At 70.0% G+C, this 18694-nt stretch carries 22 protein-coding genes; all 22 read right to left on the reverse strand.

Features of this window, described 5'->3' with window-relative positions:
* Positions 1-39: 39 nt before the first annotated feature.
* The 22 genes from AB0O28_RS18710 to AB0O28_RS18815 all read right to left on the reverse strand — a co-directional run bounded on the left by AB0O28_RS18710 (position 40) and on the right by AB0O28_RS18815 (position 18690).
* Positions 40-354, reverse strand: a complete 315-nt coding sequence (locus tag AB0O28_RS18710; RefSeq protein WP_363641669.1) for a hypothetical protein — start codon at positions 352-354, stop codon at positions 40-42.
* A gap of 13 nt (positions 355-367) precedes the next feature.
* A complete protein-coding gene (locus tag AB0O28_RS18715) occupies positions 368-610 on the reverse strand; it encodes a hypothetical protein (RefSeq protein ID WP_363641671.1) in 243 nt (80 codons plus the stop codon).
* Positions 607-906 carry a hypothetical protein gene (locus AB0O28_RS18720; RefSeq protein ID WP_363641673.1) on the reverse strand — a complete coding sequence of 100 codons (300 nt, stop codon included), beginning with the start codon at positions 904-906 and terminating at the stop codon, positions 607-609. Before AB0O28_RS18720 ends, AB0O28_RS18715 begins: the two co-directional genes overlap by 4 nt.
* Before the next feature lie 96 nt (positions 907-1002).
* A complete protein-coding gene (locus AB0O28_RS18725) occupies positions 1003-1632 on the reverse strand; it encodes a hypothetical protein (RefSeq protein WP_363641675.1) in 630 nt (209 codons plus the stop codon).
* Entirely contained in the window at positions 1632-2378 is a 747-nt protein-coding gene (locus AB0O28_RS18730; protein WP_363641677.1) for a hypothetical protein, read from the reverse strand. The genes AB0O28_RS18725 and AB0O28_RS18730 overlap by 1 nt, the downstream gene beginning before the upstream one ends.
* 3 nt (positions 2379-2381) lie before the next feature.
* The gene (locus AB0O28_RS18735) at positions 2382-3044 is read right to left on the reverse strand and encodes a hypothetical protein (protein ID WP_363641679.1); all 663 of its coding nucleotides are present in this window, start codon (positions 3042-3044) and stop codon (positions 2382-2384) included.
* 11 nt (positions 3045-3055) lie between these two features.
* Positions 3056-4249, reverse strand: coding sequence for a hypothetical protein (locus AB0O28_RS18740; RefSeq protein ID WP_363641681.1), 1194 nt, complete (start codon positions 4247-4249; stop codon positions 3056-3058).
* A complete protein-coding gene (locus AB0O28_RS18745) occupies positions 4246-8202 on the reverse strand; it encodes a hypothetical protein (protein WP_363641683.1) in 3957 nt (1318 codons plus the stop codon). The genes AB0O28_RS18740 and AB0O28_RS18745 overlap by 4 nt, the downstream gene beginning before the upstream one ends.
* A gap of 308 nt (positions 8203-8510) precedes the next feature.
* Complete coding sequence (locus AB0O28_RS18750; RefSeq protein WP_363641685.1) at positions 8511-9053, reverse strand: hypothetical protein; 543 nt, start codon at positions 9051-9053, stop codon at positions 8511-8513.
* On the reverse strand, positions 9050-9535 hold the full coding sequence (locus AB0O28_RS18755; RefSeq protein ID WP_363641687.1) for a hypothetical protein: 486 nt from the start codon (positions 9533-9535) through the stop codon (positions 9050-9052). The genes AB0O28_RS18750 and AB0O28_RS18755 overlap by 4 nt, the downstream gene beginning before the upstream one ends.
* The gene (locus AB0O28_RS18760; protein WP_363641689.1) at positions 9535-9867 is read right to left on the reverse strand and encodes a hypothetical protein; all 333 of its coding nucleotides are present in this window, start codon (positions 9865-9867) and stop codon (positions 9535-9537) included. The genes AB0O28_RS18755 and AB0O28_RS18760 overlap by 1 nt, the downstream gene beginning before the upstream one ends.
* A gap of 5 nt (positions 9868-9872) precedes the next feature.
* Positions 9873-10199, reverse strand: a complete 327-nt coding sequence (locus AB0O28_RS18765; protein ID WP_363641691.1) for a hypothetical protein — start codon at positions 10197-10199, stop codon at positions 9873-9875.
* 12 nt (positions 10200-10211) lie between these two features.
* On the reverse strand, positions 10212-10637 hold the full coding sequence (locus AB0O28_RS18770; protein WP_363641693.1) for an HK97 gp10 family phage protein: 426 nt from the start codon (positions 10635-10637) through the stop codon (positions 10212-10214).
* Positions 10638-10639: 2 nt separating this feature from the next.
* Positions 10640-11107, reverse strand: a complete 468-nt coding sequence (locus tag AB0O28_RS18775) for a hypothetical protein (protein WP_363641695.1) — start codon at positions 11105-11107, stop codon at positions 10640-10642.
* Positions 11108-11208: 101 nt separating this feature from the next.
* Positions 11209-12048, reverse strand: coding sequence for a hypothetical protein (locus AB0O28_RS18780; protein WP_363641697.1), 840 nt, complete (start codon positions 12046-12048; stop codon positions 11209-11211).
* A 3-nt stretch (positions 12049-12051) separates the two neighbouring features.
* Positions 12052-13965 carry a hypothetical protein gene (locus AB0O28_RS18785; protein ID WP_363641699.1) on the reverse strand — a complete coding sequence of 638 codons (1914 nt, stop codon included), beginning with the start codon at positions 13963-13965 and terminating at the stop codon, positions 12052-12054.
* A gap of 33 nt (positions 13966-13998) precedes the next feature.
* Positions 13999-14652 (reverse strand): hypothetical protein, encoded by a 654-nt coding sequence (locus tag AB0O28_RS18790; RefSeq protein WP_363641701.1) that lies wholly within the window; start codon positions 14650-14652, stop codon positions 13999-14001.
* 189 nt (positions 14653-14841) lie between these two features.
* The gene (locus AB0O28_RS18795; protein WP_363641703.1) at positions 14842-15405 is read right to left on the reverse strand and encodes a class I SAM-dependent methyltransferase; all 564 of its coding nucleotides are present in this window, start codon (positions 15403-15405) and stop codon (positions 14842-14844) included.
* On the reverse strand, positions 15405-16151 hold the full coding sequence (locus AB0O28_RS18800) for a hypothetical protein (protein WP_363641705.1): 747 nt from the start codon (positions 16149-16151) through the stop codon (positions 15405-15407). The genes AB0O28_RS18795 and AB0O28_RS18800 overlap by 1 nt, the downstream gene beginning before the upstream one ends.
* The gene (locus AB0O28_RS18805; protein WP_363641707.1) at positions 16148-16408 is read right to left on the reverse strand and encodes a hypothetical protein; all 261 of its coding nucleotides are present in this window, start codon (positions 16406-16408) and stop codon (positions 16148-16150) included. The genes AB0O28_RS18800 and AB0O28_RS18805 overlap by 4 nt, the downstream gene beginning before the upstream one ends.
* Before the next feature lie 93 nt (positions 16409-16501).
* Positions 16502-17974, reverse strand: coding sequence for a phage major capsid protein (locus AB0O28_RS18810; protein ID WP_363641709.1), 1473 nt, complete (start codon positions 17972-17974; stop codon positions 16502-16504).
* The gene (locus AB0O28_RS18815) at positions 17971-18690 is read right to left on the reverse strand and encodes an HK97 family phage prohead protease (RefSeq protein ID WP_363641711.1); all 720 of its coding nucleotides are present in this window, start codon (positions 18688-18690) and stop codon (positions 17971-17973) included. Before AB0O28_RS18815 ends, AB0O28_RS18810 begins: the two co-directional genes overlap by 4 nt.
* Positions 18691-18694: the final 4 nt, after the last annotated feature.

Consider the following 18694-nt stretch of genomic DNA (forward strand, 5'->3'; position numbering starts at 1 on the left):
CGGTATGCGGCTCTGGGGGCATGGGGTGCTGCATTCAGGTCACCGTCTCTCGCGGCGTTCCTTGCGGTAGTCGAGAAACGTGGCCAGCAGCAGGATCAGCAGCCAGTCCGCAGCGACGCCGAGGACGACCATGATCACGGTGTTGATGGCGCCGGTGTACTTCGGCGTCCACCCGTTGGTGGCCAGCAGCAGCGCGGACCGCAGGTAGGCCAGCCAGATCACGCCGACCAGGCCGTTCACGATCAGCGAGGGGCGACGGATTGGCCAGGCCGGGCGGAACCGCACCAGGAACCACGTTGTAGGGACCAGGCCGCCGGCGAGGATCGCCCACCAGGTCACCGTGATGAGCGTCATTTCGACTCCTTGATCACTGTTCGTCGTCGGATTCCCTGATCTCGTCCGATCCCCTGATCACTTCTCGCACGAGCAGCTCGGCGAATCCGTTGGACGCGTTGAGCTGCCGCAGCACGTCGACGAGCTCCTGCTCGGTCTGCTCGGTGCGCTCACGGGTGCGTTCGAGGCCGGCCTCGGCGGCGATCCGGGACCGGCGGGACTGCTCCACCTCGGCGGCGATCTCCGGCCGTACGGGGCGCCTGCGTAGGAGTCTCATCGCCGTGCCTCCGAGTTGCGCTCGCGCAGGTCGGTAAGCAGGTGCGCGGTCGTTTTGGCGGCCTCCAGCGCGGCCGCGTTGGAGCTGGCCGTCTCCAGCCGGTACGTCTCGCGTTCCGCTTCGCGGGCTGCCCGCTCGTCCGCGAGGGCCTGCCGTAGCCAGGCGATCTCTGCTTCCTTACTGTCCATCGCTGGCTTGGGGTGAATCCAGCCGAAAACGAACAGGAGCACGAACAGCCCAGCAGGACCCCACTTGATCAGTGCGTCCGCCAGGGTCGCACCGTCCACACCGTCCACATGCCCCCCTCGTTGTGTGCGGTCCGCCTGGCGGGTGCCAGGCGGGTGCCGCCCGCACGACGGATACAGTCAGCGGGCGGCATGATCACGTGGTGGTCAGATGACCTTGCGCAGGCGGATCGTGGACAGCGCCTTGATGGTGATGGGCTGGCCCGAAGTGGTGGTGCGGACGTTCACGGAGAAGTTGCCGGCGACCGCGCCGACCTGGAGGAAGCCGCGGATCTGCACCACGGATCCGCTGGGCTGGACGTACGAGGCCATGGCGATCGCGCCGGTCTGCCGAGCCGCCTTGTTGACCGGCCCTTCGTCGCTTGCTGGGTGGTTGGTCACCAGATAGACGTTGGCGTTGGATGGGATCACGAAATCGAAATCCAGAAAGCTCCCGCTGCCGGTGCAGGTGGCAGCGAGGAAGCACTCCAGCACGTACTGCGTGTTCGCCTGGACCGGTACGGACAGGTCCGTGATCCCCGTGTCTGAGGTGCTGGAGAAGACCTGGTCGGCGGCCTTGACGGCGACCAGGTCCTGCCCTGCCCCGGTGTCGTCGACCCACCGCCCGGTCTGGTAGATCCGGAGCTTCTGCGTGTCGGTCTCGTAGATGTGCCAGCCCTCGGCGGGCTGAGGGGGCCGGGTGGTCGAGGTGCAGCGGATGATGACCTGGCTCATCAGCAGCGCGTCGAGGTCGGACGTGGTGAACAGCTGCCCGTTGGCGAAGACCTTGTACCCCATCAGCCGACTTTCCGGACACGCAGCCAGGAGTTGGCGAGCAACCGCAGGTCCACGAAATTGTTGGCGTCCTTCCACCCGCCGGTGAACAGGAAAATCAGCTGCCCGGCCGTCGTGGTTTTGATCATCGCTTCGGGCTCGACGACGGCCCCGGTCGCATCAGCCCAGGCCGAGAAGTTGTGACCACCGATCACGTAATCGGGGTCGGCGTCGGTCATGCCGATGTCCTTCTTGTTCGCCGCGGCTTTCCCGCCCTCCGGCCAGGCGTACACGCCGAGCCGGACGCGGGTATCGGCAGAGGTGCCGGACGGGTCACCCATGGGCGACTGAAAGGAGCAGCGGATCTTCCACGCGGGCGAGACGTCAGGGAACACCCAGCCGAGGGCCGTGAGCTGCTCCAGGTTGCCTGGGGTCTGCTTGTTCTGCTGGAACTGCAGGAACCCCTCCAGCCAATAGGTGCTGTTGGCGTCGAGGTTGAACCGCAGGTGCGGGTCGTAGACGTTGGTGTACCACCCGTAGATGCCCGTCGTCTCCGGCTTGACCTTGAGCTGCTCGTAGATGCCCTCCGGCCGCCACGCCCCCGACGTGAACACCATGCGCCGGCCGGTGTCGATCTCATAGATGTGCCAACCCTCGGACGGGCCCGCGGGGCGGGTCGTCGACGTACACCGGATGACCACCTGCTGCATCAGGTAGGTGTTGACGTCGGAGGCGATCAGCGTCTCGGACGTGAAGGTCTTGAACGGCATGCCTCACCCCTGGATCGCCTGAAGCCGCAGCGTGGACAGCTCGTGCACGGTGACCGTGCCGGTGCTGGCCCGCCACTGCAGCTGGAGATTGCCGACGGTGTTGCCGGTCTTGAGGATCCCGCGCGCCCTGGTCATGTACACGGCGTTCGTCGTGGCGTGGCCGCCGCCGGAGGTCACGCGCACGTTGATCACCGTGCCCTGGTCGTTGACCCGCTTGTTGATGTTGTTGCCGCCTCCGCTCAACACGCCGGGATCGTTCAACGCCGGGTGGTTGCTCGCCCACAGCATGGTCGCCCCGGACGGGACCGACCACTGAGCGATCCAGTTGTGGCCGCTGACCGTGCCGCTCGCCATCAGGAGTGCGTCCATCCAGTACGTGCGTTGCGCCGACACCGGCAGGAACAGGTGCAGGTCGTTGTGCATGCTCGTTGAGGACGTGGTCTCGTCGGCGGTCTTGACCGCGTACAACTCCTGCTCGCCCTGCCGCACCCAGGACCCGGACCGGTAGACCAGGAAACGCCTCGTGTCCGTTTCATAGATGTGCCAACCCTCCGTCGGGCTCGACGGCCGGGTCGTCGACGTACACCGGATGATGACCTGCTGCATTAGATAGGTGTTGACGTCCGCGCTGGTCAGCACTTCAAGGCCCCAGTCCTTGAACGGCACCGCACACCTCCTCAGTACGACACGATGTTGCTGTTCAGGGACCCGGATCCGAGCAGGAAGAAGTTGCTGATGTAGCGGGTCGCCGACTGCAGCGTCCAGGTGGTGATCCAGGTCGCCTGGCCGATCTCATGCGTGATGCCGCGGATGAACACCTCGCGAGTGACGTCGGCACCGCCGCCGGGGACGTTGCGGCGCACGATCTTGATCCGGTCGCCGATCTCCCGCCCGAGAGCCTGCAACGCCAGGGTGTCCGGGTCGGCGTGCACGTGGATCCGGATCTCGTCGAATCGGGTCTCGGGGTTCTTGCTGATGTAGAGGATCCACTGGGCGTAGTTGCCGACGTCGACGTCGGACTCCAGCAGCAGGTCCGATCGCTGGAACGTGCGGGGCGTGTTCGCGGTCATGCTCGCGGAGTCGGCGGCCGTCTGCTCGGCGCCCCCCGTCCTCTGGACGATGACCTCGTTCCACAACGTCGCGTCGTCGGTGTTGAGCTTCACCTCGAACGGGGCGGGAACGCCCGGCGTCGCACCGAAGGTGCCCATCACGTTGGAGGATCGGAAGTCGGTGATCAGCGCGTGCCGGTTGCGGAACGCGACCTGGCCGCGGCCGTCGACGTACAGCTCGCCGATCTCGGACTCGGCGACGCGCTGCAGCTCCGACAGTGCGTCCCCGGACAGGTCGGTCGCCTGCACGGTCGAGTTGCCGGTCGCGATGTCCCGGTCAGCTGACGGCCAGCCGGCCGAGTCGAGGATGCGGTTGATCCGGGCGCCGGTCGTCTCCCCAGCGCCCACGGGCGGGTTGACGGCGGACCTTCTCTTGTTGGCCAGGACCTTGAACGCGTCCGTGGCGGTCACCGTGACGATGCTGTGAACTGTGGCGATCCAGTCCACATCCCACAGATCGATGTAGCCCCTGAACAAACTGAGGATGTAGGTGTCCCAGTTCGCGCGGATCCGTATCGGCCGCATCGCCGTCACCTGCGACACGCCACCAGACACGTACGGCCCGCCGAGGTGCGTCGGGTCGAATCTCCTATCGCGGTTCTTCAGGCGCAGGGTGGCGGTCCCCGGCTCGTACCGGATCACCGGGGACTCGACCCGGGACGAGCCGCGCCGAATGGTCATCGGCGCCTGCAGCCACTCCGATACGTCCGTCCACACCCCGGGCGTGAACTGCACCTCGACGACCAGCTGCGGCAGGCTCATCGGGGCATCACCCCACCCCGGCGGACGTACTCGCGCAGGCCTGCGGCCAGTTCGGCGCCCTTCTCATACAGGTTGCGATCGTCGGCAAAGGAGGCGTTGACCGTGATGTACATCGCGCCGCCCATGGACGCGCCGTCGCCGCCCGCCACGGGCATCCCGCCGGCGGGCGCCGCCTTGACGAACGCCCCGCCGAACATGCCTGCGACCTGGTCGAGGATCGCCTCACTGCGGGCCCTCTTGGACAGGGCGAGCGGGATGTAAGCCTCGCCGGACGTCTCGGGCTCGTTCCAGATTCGAATCGCGCCGGGGGCGCCAATCTGCGCGACGTGCCGCTCGACACCGCCAGCGAACGCCATGACCTGCCCGCCGGGCAGGATCACGTTACCGTTGGCGGACTTCAGCACGCCGACGCTGACGTTCGCGCTGGCGGCGCCGATGTCGGACAGCAGCTTGTTGAGCACGCCGTACGCCGAGTTGGCGTCCGCCGTGATCCGGATCTTGTGCTCGGGGCCGACTTCCTGGGTGATCCGCAGGCCGATCTTCCGGGCCGCGTCGTACACGCTGACGGCCCCCCGTTCCATGCCGTCGCGGACCTTGTCGGCCACCTCTTCGCCCCGCTGGCGGGCGATCTCCCGCAGGATCGGGCCCGCATCGGCGAGGTTCTTCGCGAACGTGTCGCCCGCCGCCTTCCCGCTCCTGCCGTGCAGGTCAATAAAGCGCTGCAGCTCAGGCTCGGTCATCCGCGTCATCATCGAGACGACCTCGGCGCCCTTAGGCCCCATCTGAACGAGCTCGGCCATCATGTCGTCGGGCACCCGCCCGGCCAGCTTGACGAGGTTGTCCGCCCACTGCTCCTGCGCGCGGACCTGCTTTTCCAGCTCAGCCAGGTACTCCTGCGTGGTGACCTTGACCGCGCCGCCGAGCGACGTCCACGACTGGGCGACGTCGGAGTTCGCCTTTTGCACGTCGCGGGCGGCGTCCTGCCTCGCCTTGGTCAGCGCGGCCTCGGCATCCATCACATCCCGGGCCGAGTCCCGCTTGGTCTTCCGCAGCGCCTCCTCAGCGTCGGTGACGTCGCGAGCGGCGTCCCGGGCGGCCTTGGCCGCGTCCGCCTCAGCCTTGGCAACGTCCGCCTTGGCCTTCTGCACGTCCTTCGCGCCGTCGATCCTGGCACGGTTCAGGTCCGCCTCAGCGCGGGCGATAGCAGCCTCAGCGTCCTGCTGCTGACGGGCCGCATCCGCGCGGGCATCGGACAGCGCCTGCTCGGCCTGCGCGACCTGGCGGGCGGCCTGCTGGCGGGCGTCGGCCAGCGCCTGCTCCGCCTGCATCACCTGGTGGGCGCCGTCCTCCCGCGCCTTCGCCAGGGCAAGCTCGGCGTCCTGCTCGGCCTGCTGCGCCTGGGCGATCCGCTCCTTGGCCTGCACCACCTCAGCGGAGCCCTCGATGCCGGCCTGCTGCGCCTTCGCGAGATCCTCCCGCAGGTCGTTGTTACGCCGGCGAACCTCCTGAAGCCGCTGCACCGCCTGCCGGAAGGCCAGATCAGCCTCACGCCGGTCCAGATCGGTGGCCTTCGGGTCGGCGGTGACCTCCTGCATCCGCAGGCGGGCCCGCTCGATCGCCAGCTGCGCCGACTCTTCGTCGAGCTCGATCCCCGCGGTCTGCCGCTGCAGGTCCTCCAACCGCTCGGCGGCCTGCTCCCGCGCCCGGGTCAGATCCTTGACCGCATCCTCGGTCCTCGCGTGGGAGTCCTGCAGTCGCCGCTCGGCGTCCACGACCCGTTCGGCGGCGCTTTCCTGGGCGTCGGCGACCCGCTGTTCGGCGTCGGCGATGCGACGGCCGCCGTCCTCCGCGGCGTCCGTCACGCGCTGCTGCGCGTCGGCGACCCGCTTCATCGCGTCGGCGCTGCGCCGGGCCGCCTGCTCGACCGCGTCCGATACCGCCTGCTCGGCATCGGCGATGCGTTCCTGAGCCCTGCCCGCCGCCTCTGCGGCCTGCTCCTGGGCGTCCTTCACACGCTCCTGCGCCTGGGCCACCTGCTCGGCGGCGCGTTCGTGCGCGTCGGCGACCCGCTGCTGCGCCTGCTGCACCCGCTCCACGGCGCGCTCGTGGGCGTCGGCGACGTCGCGCTGCGCCCGCTGGATCTGCTCCGCAGCCCGCCGCTGCACCTCCGCCAGCCGCTCGGACGCCTGCGCCTGCCGGTCAGTACCCGACACGCTCGCCCTCGTGCGCTGCTCGATCGTCTGCAGCGCCCCGCCCATGTCCATGAAGCCGCTGAAGGCCGCGCTCCACGAATCGAGCATCTTCTGCGCGGCCTCGATGCTGTCGTCACCGGCCAGCCCGTACGCCTCCGCCAGAGCCGCCATGCGCTGCCCGGCCGCGTCCGCCGCTTGACCGGAGGTCTGGACGCCTTTGGTCATGGCGTCGGCGCCCTTGCCTACCTCGACCATGCCGAAGCCGAGCTGGTTCATGACCGCGAGCGGGAGCGACATCGCTCCGAAGAACATGCGGACCGAGTCGGAGTTGTCCTGTAGGACCTTGGCCAGCTCGATGCCCCGCGCGGTGGCCTTTCCCGCCCAGTCCACGAACCCGGCCAGGCCCTGCGCCATCCGGACGAAAGTCTCGGGGTTGTCGGCGACCGCGTCGCTGATGGCGGAGATGCCGCCGCCCAGGTCGCGCATGATGCCGGGTAGGGCCGGGCCGAGGGACTGCAGCATGGCCGAGAACGCCCTCTGGACGCTGTCGACCGCCGGGGTGAGCTCCTCCAGCGAGCTGCCGGCGTCGTCGACGAAGGACTCGACGTCGGGGGCAAGATCAGCCAGGGCACGCCCGACCACCGGGCCGAGCTGGTTCAGCTCCCGCTGAGCGACGTCGACGATCCGCACCCACACCCGCTCGAACGGCTGGCCGATCTGCTCGGCCTCGGCCTGCGCGGCGGTCTTCAGCCGGGCGAGCGCGTCCTGCGCCTCAGCCGACCCCTTGGAGGCGGCCAGTCCGACCGCCGCCAGGGCGCTGCCGAGCACGGCCGTGATCGCCCCACCGGCGGCCCCGGCCACGACCGGCAGCGAGGCGATGGCCGCCCCCACGACGGCCAGCTTGGCCGGGCCGGTCGCCTCCAGCGTGCTCAGCGCGCCTTGGATGAGGGTGGCCGTCTCCATCGCGGCGGCGCCCTTCAGATCGACGTCGATCCTGATGGTCTCGCCGTCGATCTTCCGGACCTCGCGCTCAACCGCGTTGAGCTCCGCCAGAGCCCGGGTGACATCGGCCCGTACGTCGATGTCGGCGGTCTGCTGAAGGCTCTCCAGCTCGGACTTCAGGGTGCGCATCTGGGCAAGGGCCGGCCCTGAGTCGACGTCGATCCCGATCCGCTTGTTCGCGAGGTCCTGCAGCGATTCCCGCAGCTGGCTGATCTTCACGGCGGCCGCAGAGCTGTCGGCGGTGATCTCCACCTTCGGCAAGCTGCGGAACGCCTGCCCCACCCGCTGGGAGAACGACTGGGCGAACGCGCCGCCGACCTCGCGGCCGTCGCCGAGCTTGTCGACCTCGTTCTTCACCGACCGCAGCGCGGCCAGCGCCCGGCTGACGTCAGCCCGCACGGAAATATCCGCGGTTTCCTGAAGGCTCTCCAGCTCGGCCTCGATGGCGCGCATCTCGCCCATCGCCGCGTTGGCGTCGAGGTCGATCCCGATCCGCTTGTTCGCCAGGTCACGCAGGCTCGTCCTCAACGAGTTGACCTTGATCTGCGCCTCGGAGGTATCTGCGGTGATCTCCGCCTGCGGCAGACTGCGGAACGCCGCCCCCAGCTGGCGGGAGAACGAGCGGGCGAACGCGCCGGCGATCTGCTCGCCGTCGCGGGGGGCGGTCCGCTTGAGACCGTCCATGCCCTTCCGGAAGTCCTCATCGGACATGCCGAGCCGGAGGTTGGCCCGCAGGTCACGCACCAGGGTGGTCGCCATGTGTCACGCCTCCCGTCTGCGTCTGAGGACGATGTAGATTCCGCGCCCTAGCTCTTTGCGGTCGTCGGGCGTCAGGGACGCGTCAAATGCCTGCATCTGCTCACAGCCGCGGCACCGGTTGACGTCGGCCACGTAGGCGTTCAGATCGCCGCCCCGGGTCGGATCCCACTCCTCCGGCCGGGTGTCGCAGCGCTTGCACGTCGACCGTTTCCGCAGGTACAGGGCGATCGCCTTGTCCCGGTCGTCCCGGTCCCACCGCAGGAACTGCGAGTGCGGGATGCCGTACCGCTCACAGACCTCCAGCTCGATCAGGAGCTGCGGGTCGGCCTCGATCCTTTTGGGAGGGCAGCGTTCACCAACCGCGAGTTGACCGCGTCCGCCAGCAGGTACAGGTCCTCCCGCTCGGCATTGGTGAGGTTCTCCCGCAGGATCGGCGCCCACTCCTCCGGCGTGAGCTCCGTGGCGCACCGCAAGAAGCACTCCCGCGGGAAGGTCGCCGCGTTGTACTCGGTGTCGTCGGTGCCGGGCCGGGGCGGATGCAGCGCTTTGAGCGCCTCGTAGTCGTCCGGCGGCATGGCGGTGAGCTTGATGTGCTCGTAGCAGGCGTCGAGCGCCTCCTCGGCCTGGGCGACCGCCGCCCGCGTCTCCTCCACAGCCGCCTGCGCCTCGGCCTGTTCCGCATCCGAGGCGTCCTCAGCCGTGGCGATCTTGGCGGCGTGGCGGAGGGCCTGGCGGTGCGCCTCCTCCGCCGCCGCCAGGTCCCGCTGCGCCCCGACCACGTCCCCGACCGGCAGCTCGTAATCGAGGCTCGGCCGCTCACGGGAGCGGAGCCGCTCACGCAGACTGCTCATGCCGGGATGGTCACGTTCTCAGCCGGTTCGCTGGTGATCGCGTACTGGATCGTCAGCCGCGCGGGCTCGGCGCCGACACTGCGGGACTTGCCGTGCGAGCTCACGGTGACCGGGAACACATCGCACGGCCGCCCCGCGACGTCGCCGCCGTCCAGCCACACCACGTATCCCTCTGCGTCGCGCGGCATGACGGTGCGGGCGTCGATACCGGCCCGGTCCATGTAGAAGGAGATCGACGAGTCGGCCGCGCTGATTCGACCGGGGATCTTGGACACGAACCGCGAGCCCATGTCAGGGACGTCGATCATCTCGCTGGACACCTGCCAGCCGTTGACGTCGGCGATGGCCCGTGACAGGTCGGTGCCCGCGTTCAGCTCACTGCGGGTCGGGGCCGCCTTGTTGGCGATGGCCGGGCACCAGTAGACCTTCGTGGTTTCCGGGTTGAAATAGCGGGTCTCAGCAGCGATCGGCGTAGCGGGCATTACTCATCCCCCCTGGTCGTGGTCCGGCGCCGCGACTGGCCCGGCAATGCAGAAGCCCCGGCGGTTGCCGGGGCTTCTGTGGTCTGATTTGCGGTTTTCGGTGGGTGGTCGGGCGGCGCCGTCTCGGTGGGCGGCTCTGCGGGATGGGCCGCTGCTGCAACCCGTTCCGCCTCATTCGGGTCCAACCCGCCGTCGATGAGGATCCGCCGGATCCGTTCCTTGGGGGTGGGCGGGTCCGCCAGTTCCCATCCCGACGCCCGGTGCTGCGGCACCGCCGACTCCGGCACCTTGGCTTCCATCCCATCCGGGTGGACGATCTTCACAAGGTTCACAGTGGTTACCTCCGGATGCAGGCGACCTGCAGAGATGTGGTCTTGGAGTAGGTGATGGACGCCAGCCCGGTCGCCCGGTCGAGATACCGGGACGTCATCGGGATCGCCGAGGTGGTGTTCGCCGCCACCGTCACCGCCCGGTCGGCGACCGCCAGGTCGCCGTCGATCTGCTCCGGTGTGGCCAACGTGACGGTCGTCGAGGTGGAGTCGTCGTTGCGGACCAGCAGCGTCACCCCGTCACCGGTGGCGCACTGGTCCCCGCCCCCTGCCGCGTTCACGAACGCGATGGCCAGCCCGGTAAGCGGGACGACCTGAGTCGTCAAAGTCGCCATTACGGTCCTTTCTCATCGGAACCCGTGCTTACGGGCAGCCGCCTCGACCACCCGTCCGGTCTCTCGGACCAGCTCCTCATCCGCGCCCGCGACCGCCTGGAACAAGAACGGTCGCGCCGCCTGGCTGACCCACCGCTGCCGGTCGCCGAACACCGGGTGCCGGAAGCTGCCGGGCCGGCCGAGGTTCTCGAGCGGGCGGGCGTGCGGCGCCTTCCGGCCGGACACGGTGATCGCGACGCCCGCCGAGCGCCGGGAGAACGAACTGGAGATGCGAGTCGCCCCGGGGATACGGGTCGACCAGCTCGCGTTCGCCCGCACCTCAGCCAGCACCGGCTTGGCCACCCTGGACAGCGCCGGGCGGAGCTCACGGCGTATCTCGGCCGGTAGCGGGCCGAACACATCGAGCGTCCGGAGGATCTCCTCACCAGCAGACGGCACCGCTACCTCCGGTAGGCGTAGGCGTCCACGTGGATGCCGAACTGCACGGTGGCCACGGCACCCCGCGTGGTCTGCTCGGGGGCGAATGCCTCGGTCGTGAGCATCGCCCGCATCACCAGCGCTTCCAGGGCCGCGTCGGTGGCGAGCGCGCCGACCACGCCGTCGATCAGCGCGTAGGCGGCGTCGCGGACGGCCTTGGGGTCCGTCTCGTGGCCGCGCCAGGACGACGCCAGGCAGGTGATGGTGTATGACTCCCGGTCCGGGTCGGTCGCCATCTGCTCCCGGGTGCGGTTCGAGGTGACAGCCGCCTCGCCCGGCTCCCCGGTGAAGCCGATGCAGACGATGTCAGCCGCGTCCTCCTGGCCCTTCACGGGCTGCCCGTCGACGACTTCCGCGTTGGGGAGCGCCTGGCGAGCGGCGGCCACGATCGCGTCCAGGACGGCCGGGACCGTGGAAACGGTCTGGGACATAGGGGTGGTCCTCCTGGGCAGTTGGGGGTCAGGTTCGACCTGCCCTGCGGGAGGGTCAGGTCGAACCTGACCCTGAAATCACGAACTCGGGGCGGCCGGGATTACCCGACCAGGGCCTCGTCCTGCGGGCGCCGATCGAGGCCCAGGAGCTGCCGCACGTTGTAGGGCAGCGCGTACGTCGTCCCCGGCACGATCACCTCGTCGACGCCGACCGGCGGCCTGCCGCCGCCGCCGTTCATCTGCGATGTGCGCCACAGGTGCGCGGACAACTCGAGACCCGCCAGCCGGTACTTCGGCGGCAGCGGGGAGCGCCCGAGGCGGTAGGTGAAGCGCAGCGCCGGGTACCAGCGTGTGAGGGTGACCACGCCCTCGGGCGAGTCGAGGAGCCACCCGTCGATGCCGGCGGCCCGGTCGGCCTGCGGCACCGTGGTCAGGTCGGGCAGCGTCTGCACGGCGGTGATCTCGATGACCGGGCGTTTCGGCAGGACGATCGTGTGGCCACACCGGGTGACCTCGTGCGTCACCGTCACCGGGGACACCTGGCCCATCCGGTCGGTGATGATCTGGCAGGCAGCGGAGACGAAGCCCCGGAGCTTTTCCGCGTCGGGGGTGTCGCCCTTCTTCCGCAGGTGCTCGATGGCGTCCGCGAGACTGATGAAGTCGGCGCCGTCGGCCGGCTGCACGTCGAACACATCGACGTACGCGCTGGCGTTGGTTCCGGTCGCGACCCACCGGGCCAGGTGCCGGCCCGCCTGCACCGTGGCGTAGTCGTAGTCGTAGACCCCGGGCTGGCCCGTGGTCGAGGCGATCGGGCCGTAGGTTGCCGCCGTGCCGTCTGGCAGGGTGATGGTCAGGTGGACGGCGGTCGCGTCTTCCGCCTGCCCGGCCGCGTTGGTGACGGTGATGGACAGCGGGACCACGTCACCGAGGTCGAACGCCATCTCTCAGCTCCCTCTCATTGATGGGGCCCTGCCCGGCCGTGCCGCTATGCCAGCGGTTCGCCGGTCCGTGGCGGTCATCACGCCGCGGGTTGCGTCGATCGGCTGCTGCGAGCGCGAGGTGACGGCCAGGCCGAGCACGGCCGTACCGGCCCCCGGCGCGGCCTTACGAGTGATGCCGTGCCCGGCCAGGCCCACGCAGGCGGTGCAGGCGGCCGACGCCGTCTTGCCTGCCGCACCCGTGCCGGACAGGCCCAGATAGCCGATCGCGGTCACGGCCCGGGCGAGCTGGCCGCGGGACGCCCACAGGCCCAGCGTGGACCACCCGGCGGCGCGGGCGGCCTTGGTCGTGGCCGCCGCCGCGGTGATGCTGAGAGGCGCTCGCCCGGCCGCGGGCGCCGTCTTCACTGTGGCTGCGGCGACGTCGAGTGTGAGCGCCGACCGGCCGCCGGCGCCCGCCGTCTTGACGGCTGATGCGGCCGTGGCCACGCCCACCGAGCCGGCCCCGGACGCAGGGAGGACCTTCACCGCCGCGGCCGCCAGGGTCAGACCCAGGTAGCCGATCGCGGTGACCGCCCGGGTGGGGGACTGGCTGTAGTACGACCACAGCCCCAGCGCCGACCGTCCCGCGCCCGGCGCGGTCTTGGCGGCGGCGGCCGCCGCGGCGACGGTCAGGCTGATCGTGCCCTGGTGCACGGCGAGGTGCCGGGCGATGGCGGCGCCGGACAGCACGAGCGATGCGGCCCCTCCGCCGGGGGCGGCTTTCCGCCCGGCCCCGGCACCGTCCAGGGTGATCGTGCCACGCCCTGCGGCGGGCGCGACTCTGGCGGCGGTGCTCGCCCCCGCCAGGAGCAGGGGGACGGCCGCGGCCGCGGTCACCGTCTTGCCCGGTATGGCCGAGCCGGTCAGCCCGACCGGGGCGCGGCCGGTGGGGAGCGCCGTCTTCCGTGACGTGCCCGCGCCGACCAGGCCCGTGGTCCCCCGCCCGGCGGCGGGGGCGGTCTTGCGCCCGGTGCCGCCGCCGGCGAGGCCGACCGTTCCCCGGCCGACGGCGGGCGCCGCCTTCCGGGCCGTGCCGTACCCGCCGACCGCGATGGTCGTGCGGCCGGCGCCTGGGGCGGCTTTCTGCCCGGCCCCGGCACCGCCGAGCCCTACCGGGGTGAGGCCAGACGAGCGGGCCAGCCGCCGGGCTGCGCCCGCGCCCGACATGCCCAGGGCGCCGATTCCGGACGCTGACACGACCTTCAGACCTGCCGGCCCCGGCCACCCGGTATCGGTCACCGTGAAGTCGTCCACCCACACATTCGTGGACGCTTCGAAATTGGCCGCCTCAGCCCCGCCCCATTCCCAGGGGATGACCCCCACGTGGGAGAGGCTGCCGGTCACCGACTCGGTGATCGTCGTCCCGTCCAGCTGGGAGTACCACCGCACCTCTGCCGTGCTGGTCGCGTTGTTATCGGCGCGGAGCTCCAAACGGCCCCAGGAGCCAAACGGAAGCGTGATCGTCTTGCTGGCGACGAGCACCGCGCTGCCGACCGAGCCAACGAAGTGGTACAGATCCAAGGTAGCGGCACCGGACGGGATGACAGTGACGAAACCGGACCACTGGTAGTACTCGGCCCCGTCCTGCGTCCCCAGGTAGATCCCGGCCCACGTGATATCCACCGACGGCTTGACGATCCGGTAGTTCAACCGCCCGTAGAAGTTCCCGTTGGGGACCGTGAGCGGATACCACTGCAGCTGCAGGGCGTTGTTGGCGGCGCACGCCGCTGAGCGGGTGCCGTGCGCCGCCTGAGTCGTCGTGTAGGTCCCGCCCTGGGTGTAGGTAAACGCCGTCCCGGACGAGCCGCCACTGTTCGCCGTGGTGATCGTGGCGTTGTTGCTGCCGCCCTCGAACGAGTTGGACAGGGTGATAGCCACGTGTCACCTCATCCCCGGCACGCCGATCAAGGGCTACAGCGCGGTGGCGTCCAGGACCAGCGCGCCCGCCGCGACGGTGATCTGGCCCTGCGCGTTGAAGGTCTCGGGAACCACCTTTTGGAAGTAGAGCTCGCCCTGGCCGGTGATGTTCTCCGCCGACCCGCCGGAGGTCTGGCTGACCTTGAAGGTGTCCGTGGTCGCAGACACCACGTAGTAGATCGTGCCCTCGCTGAGGCCCGCCGGCAGCGACTCACCGAGCACCTTGAACAGCATCACCCGGTCGTTGTTGGCGAGTCCGTGGGCCGCCGACTGAATCGCATCCGAGGTGACCCCGGCGCTGTCCACTGTGCCGACGCCCTTCACGGTGCCGTTGAGCGGCAAGTAGCCCAGGTACTGGGTGCCCGTATTGCCGCTCGCGGTGTTCCAGAGAGTGATGAACGCGTAGCTGCCGGCGGGGACGTCGATGGCGAACGCGTTCGTGTTCGTCTTCTGCCCGGACGCGCTGGCACCCCAGGTCACCGCCACACGGGCGTACGCCGGGGAGCCGCCGTTCGCCTCTCCGGCGTTCGCGGTCGCGCCCGTGCCCGGGTCGCTGACCTGGTGCACGCCGACGTACTTGATGCCGGCCGAGGCGGACTCGTCCAGCCCGTCCAAGGCGACGTTCTTGGCTGTGACGTTGAACGGCATGTCACTCTCCCTTACAAGCGGGCTGGCATGGGGTAGGCCGGGCCCGCGGTGCCGGTTACCTCGCGCGCCGTCCGTACTGCGTCGCGCTCTTCCTCGGTCAGCTCGTCCGCCCGACCCGACGTGGCCTTGCGGAACGCCTCTCGGTACGCGGGCGCCGACAGTGCGGCACTGACCGGGTCGTCGGCCTGGTCAGCCACGCGAGCTCTCCAGCCGCGGCTGGCCGATCGCCACGCCGTGTGGCGTCGGCAGATAGATCAGGGTCAACGACTCGACTGTCACCAGTCGGCGCCGCAGGTCATGGTGCGGTCCGGTGTCGTGGAACATCACGACCGCGCGGGAGGAGAAGAACGGCAGCAGCCGCTCGTACTCCGGCACCCGTGCCTCGATGGAGGAGTCGAACCACGCGAAGTCGATCGGCTGGTCGGGGACGTAGGAGCGGCTGTCACCGGCCACGACGGTGACCGGCAGGCCGGCCGCCGCCAACCGCTCGGCGGCGGCCGACGCCTTCGCCGGATCCAGCTCCAGGCTCACCAGCCTGCCGTGACCGTTCGCGGCCAGCGCCCGGCCGATCGCCTCGGCGGTCGTTCCGGTGTGCGTGCCCGTCTCCAGGACGACTTCCGGCTGCAGCGCGCGCACCATGGCGGCCACGAGCTCGGTGACTTCCGCCTCAGTGGCGTAGGCGTCGGGGGCGTGCCACCACTGCGGATGCGGGCAGTCCGGGCGGGGCCGGGTGAACTCCGCCTCCGACCGCATCACAGATCGCCCACGTAGTCGGCCTCGCTGAGCCAGACCTGCTTCAGGTGGGAGGTCTTCACCCGCGTGTCCACGTACACCGGGTAGCCGCACTGGACGGCCCGCGCACAGAACGACAGGTCTTCGCTGAGCAGCTGGCCAGTCGTCGGGTTGGCCATCCGGCTGTACCACGTCGGCCCATACCGCTCGCCGACTGCGACGAACACGCTCCGGTGGATCACCAGGCAGGCCGACCCTGTCGCCGCGACCTCCACCAGCTCGTCCCGAGGGTAGTCCAGCCACGCCGTGAAGCCCTGGCGGCCGTCGCCGACCTCCGCCCACCGATACAAGGTCGGGCGTGGCCGGGTGCGGTAGCCGCCCATGCCGTCAGGGGCGTACTCCTGCTGGGCGAAGCACAACGCGCCGACGATCGGCCGCTCCGCCGGGTCCGCGGCGGCGATCAGCCGGTCCAGGGTGTCCTCGGCGAACCCCATGTCCGTGTCGAGCCACCACAGCCACTCGGCGTCGCCCTCGAGGAACCGGGCGGTCGCCGTGTTACGGGCCTCGACGATGCCGCCAGTCGCGTACCGCATCGCGAGGAACCCACCACGGATCAGCCGCTGCGCGTGGGTCATGTCGTAGCCGAGCGCGCCCACGACCGACAGGTGCCAGGAGTGCGCCACTTCGTTGGAGTGGACGTATGCCAGGCACGCCGACCCGGCCGCGACCGCCGCCGTGGCATCCCGTTCGGCGGCCGGTGCCGTCACCTGGCCGTCCTCGGGCGGCGTGCCTGGCTCCGCTCACCCGGCGCCCGGGTGGCCCGCTCCACCGGCGGCTCCCCGCCCGCGTCCTCCGGCTCCCGGCGGGGCTGAGTGCGCATCGCGTGACGGTCGTCGGCCGAGAACAGGCCGGGGAACTGCTTGACCAGCGGGTCGGCGGCGTCCCACGCCGTGCCACGCGGGATGTGCACCCGCTGACCGCCGAAGGTGACGTTGACGGTGTCGGTCGCGATGACGACGTCCATGGCGTGACCTGCCTCTCCGGGTGGTGGCGGGTGGTTGGGTTTCCCGCCGGCCGACCACCCGGGCGGCCAGCGGGAAGCGTGGATGCAGAGCCGCTACAGCGTGTTCTGCAGGAGGCGGAAGCCCAGGTCGTTGATGGAGTTCGCGCCGTGGCGGGCCCAGGCGAACCAGCCGCGCTGGCCCGTCGGGCGGTTGTTCGTGACGTCGAACAGGTGCGGCACCAGCTCCAGCGACATGCCCGCCCGGTCGGCGATCAGGAAGTTCCTGAAGTCGCCCACGACGAGGATGTTCGACGCGCCCGTCGTCCCGGTGAAGTCCGGGAAGTAGGAGGCGAACTCGACCGGCCGCTGCCGGATCGTCTCGACCACGCCGGTCAGGTCGACCGTCATGAACGACAGGTTGTTGCCGTTGCCGAACGTCGCGACCTCGTTGCCGACGTCGTGGTTCATCACCCACGTCGCGTTCTGCTTCCATCGGTCCGGCAGCGCGCCCCACACCTTGTTGATGTCGACGCCGCCGAACGCACCGTCCGTGGTGACGGCCACCTCGACGTTGGTGTTGGCGTCCAGCGCGGTGAGGATGCCTCGCGGCTCGTTCGAGCCGGAGCCGATGGCGAACGACTTGGCCTGCAGCTCGTCGTAGCCCTCCATCAGGAGCGTGGACATCTCGTCCGCGAACCCGGGGTAGTCCATCCCGACCTCGATCGAGTAGGGGATGAAGCCGCGGGCGGTGACGATCGGCACGGACGGCTGTGCCAGCGTCGGCGTGTCGTCCGAGACGGCCGACCCCTCCGCGTCGTACGACCAGGTGACGCCCGCCGAGGAGACGCCCTTCCACTCGTCGGTCGTGATCGTCACCTGGCGGGAGATCCGCCGGAACGGATTCAGGCTGCCCTGCGCCGTCAGGGTGATCGTCGGGTCGATCAGAACCGGGATGCCGTACCCGCCGGCCGCGTCCGTGCCGCCGGCCATGGCGCGGAACTCCTCGATCGCCCGCGCCTCTTCCTCGGTGAAGGCCGGCTGCGCGTGCAGGCTGGCCTTCATGAAGGCGCTACGGTAGGCGTCGTTCTCCGTGGCCAGCAGCCTCCGGCCGATCACTCCGCCGTCGCAGTTGTCCGTGCGGGCGCGCAGCAGCCGGTCGACCTTGTCGACCTGGTCGCTCCGCAGGTGCCGGGTACCGTCCTTGGCCTCCAGGACCTTCAGCGACCGGTCACGCACCTCCCGGCGGGACAGGGCGCGCAGCTCGCTGCCGTCCCACGGGTCGACGCGCTGCATGAACTCCGGCGACCGCGGACCGCGCACGTCGACGTTGCCGTCGCCGGGCTCGGTCGCACCGCGGGCGGCGAACTGCGCCACCATCCCGCGGCGCCGCTGCAGCTCCGCCTGGGCACGCTGCTCGGCGGCTTCGGCCTCCTCGCGCTGCCGAGAGAGGTCACCGTGCTCGGTCTCCAGCTCGTCCCACCGAGCCTGCTGGTCTGCGTCGAGGGCCGCATCACCGGCGGCCTCGTGGATGCCGCGCATCTCGGTCTCGATCTCGGCGATGCGCGCGCGAAGCTCCTCGAGAGTCATGAGGATGCTCCCTCCTTGGTCAGGTACGGGTAGAGACGCACGCGGCGCTGCGCGTGCGTGAGTCCGCCCGAGTGGCGCGCGGCCGGCTCGTCGGCGTCAGGTGCGGCTCCGGCCGCCTGCGGAGTGCCCGAAGGCGGCTCATCGGCGGTCGGAGTGCGGAAGCTACGGACGCGCTCCTCCAGCCTGGCAACCCGCTCGGGGTCCCGCTCTCGGAGGCGTGCGTAGAAGTCGTCGGTCATCGAGAGGACAGGGGCACTCGAACGGATGCCCGCCGTCGCCTCGGGATTGGCCGGCCAGGTCACAGGGCCGAACTCGTACAGGCGGATCTCGGTGATCGTCCTCTCCGGGAGGCCCTCCGGGTTGTGGTCGGAGGGCTCCGGTTCCTTGTTCCACTCGTCCTTGATCACCCGGAACATGAACGACGAGCCGTATCCGCCGGCTCGCAGACCGGGGAGGAGGTCCTGGTTGTAGGAGGTGTCGAGCAGTGGCACGTCGCCGACCGCTGCGTCCGCCTCCTCCCGCAGGTCCCGGGGAACGCCGAGGATCTTGTCTCCGATGTGGAAGTCGGTCCCGTGGTTGAAGAGGACCTTCACGCGCGGGCCTTGTTCCCGCATCGTCTTGGAGAACGCGCCGCGGACCGTACGCTCCAGGAACCGGCCCTCCCACCAAGAGTTGATCTCGTACCAGACGTTGAACGGGGAGAATCGGACCTCCATCAGC

The organism is Microbispora sp. NPDC088329 (assembly GCF_040685655.1).
GTDB lineage: Bacteria > Actinomycetota > Actinomycetes > Streptosporangiales > Streptosporangiaceae > Microbispora.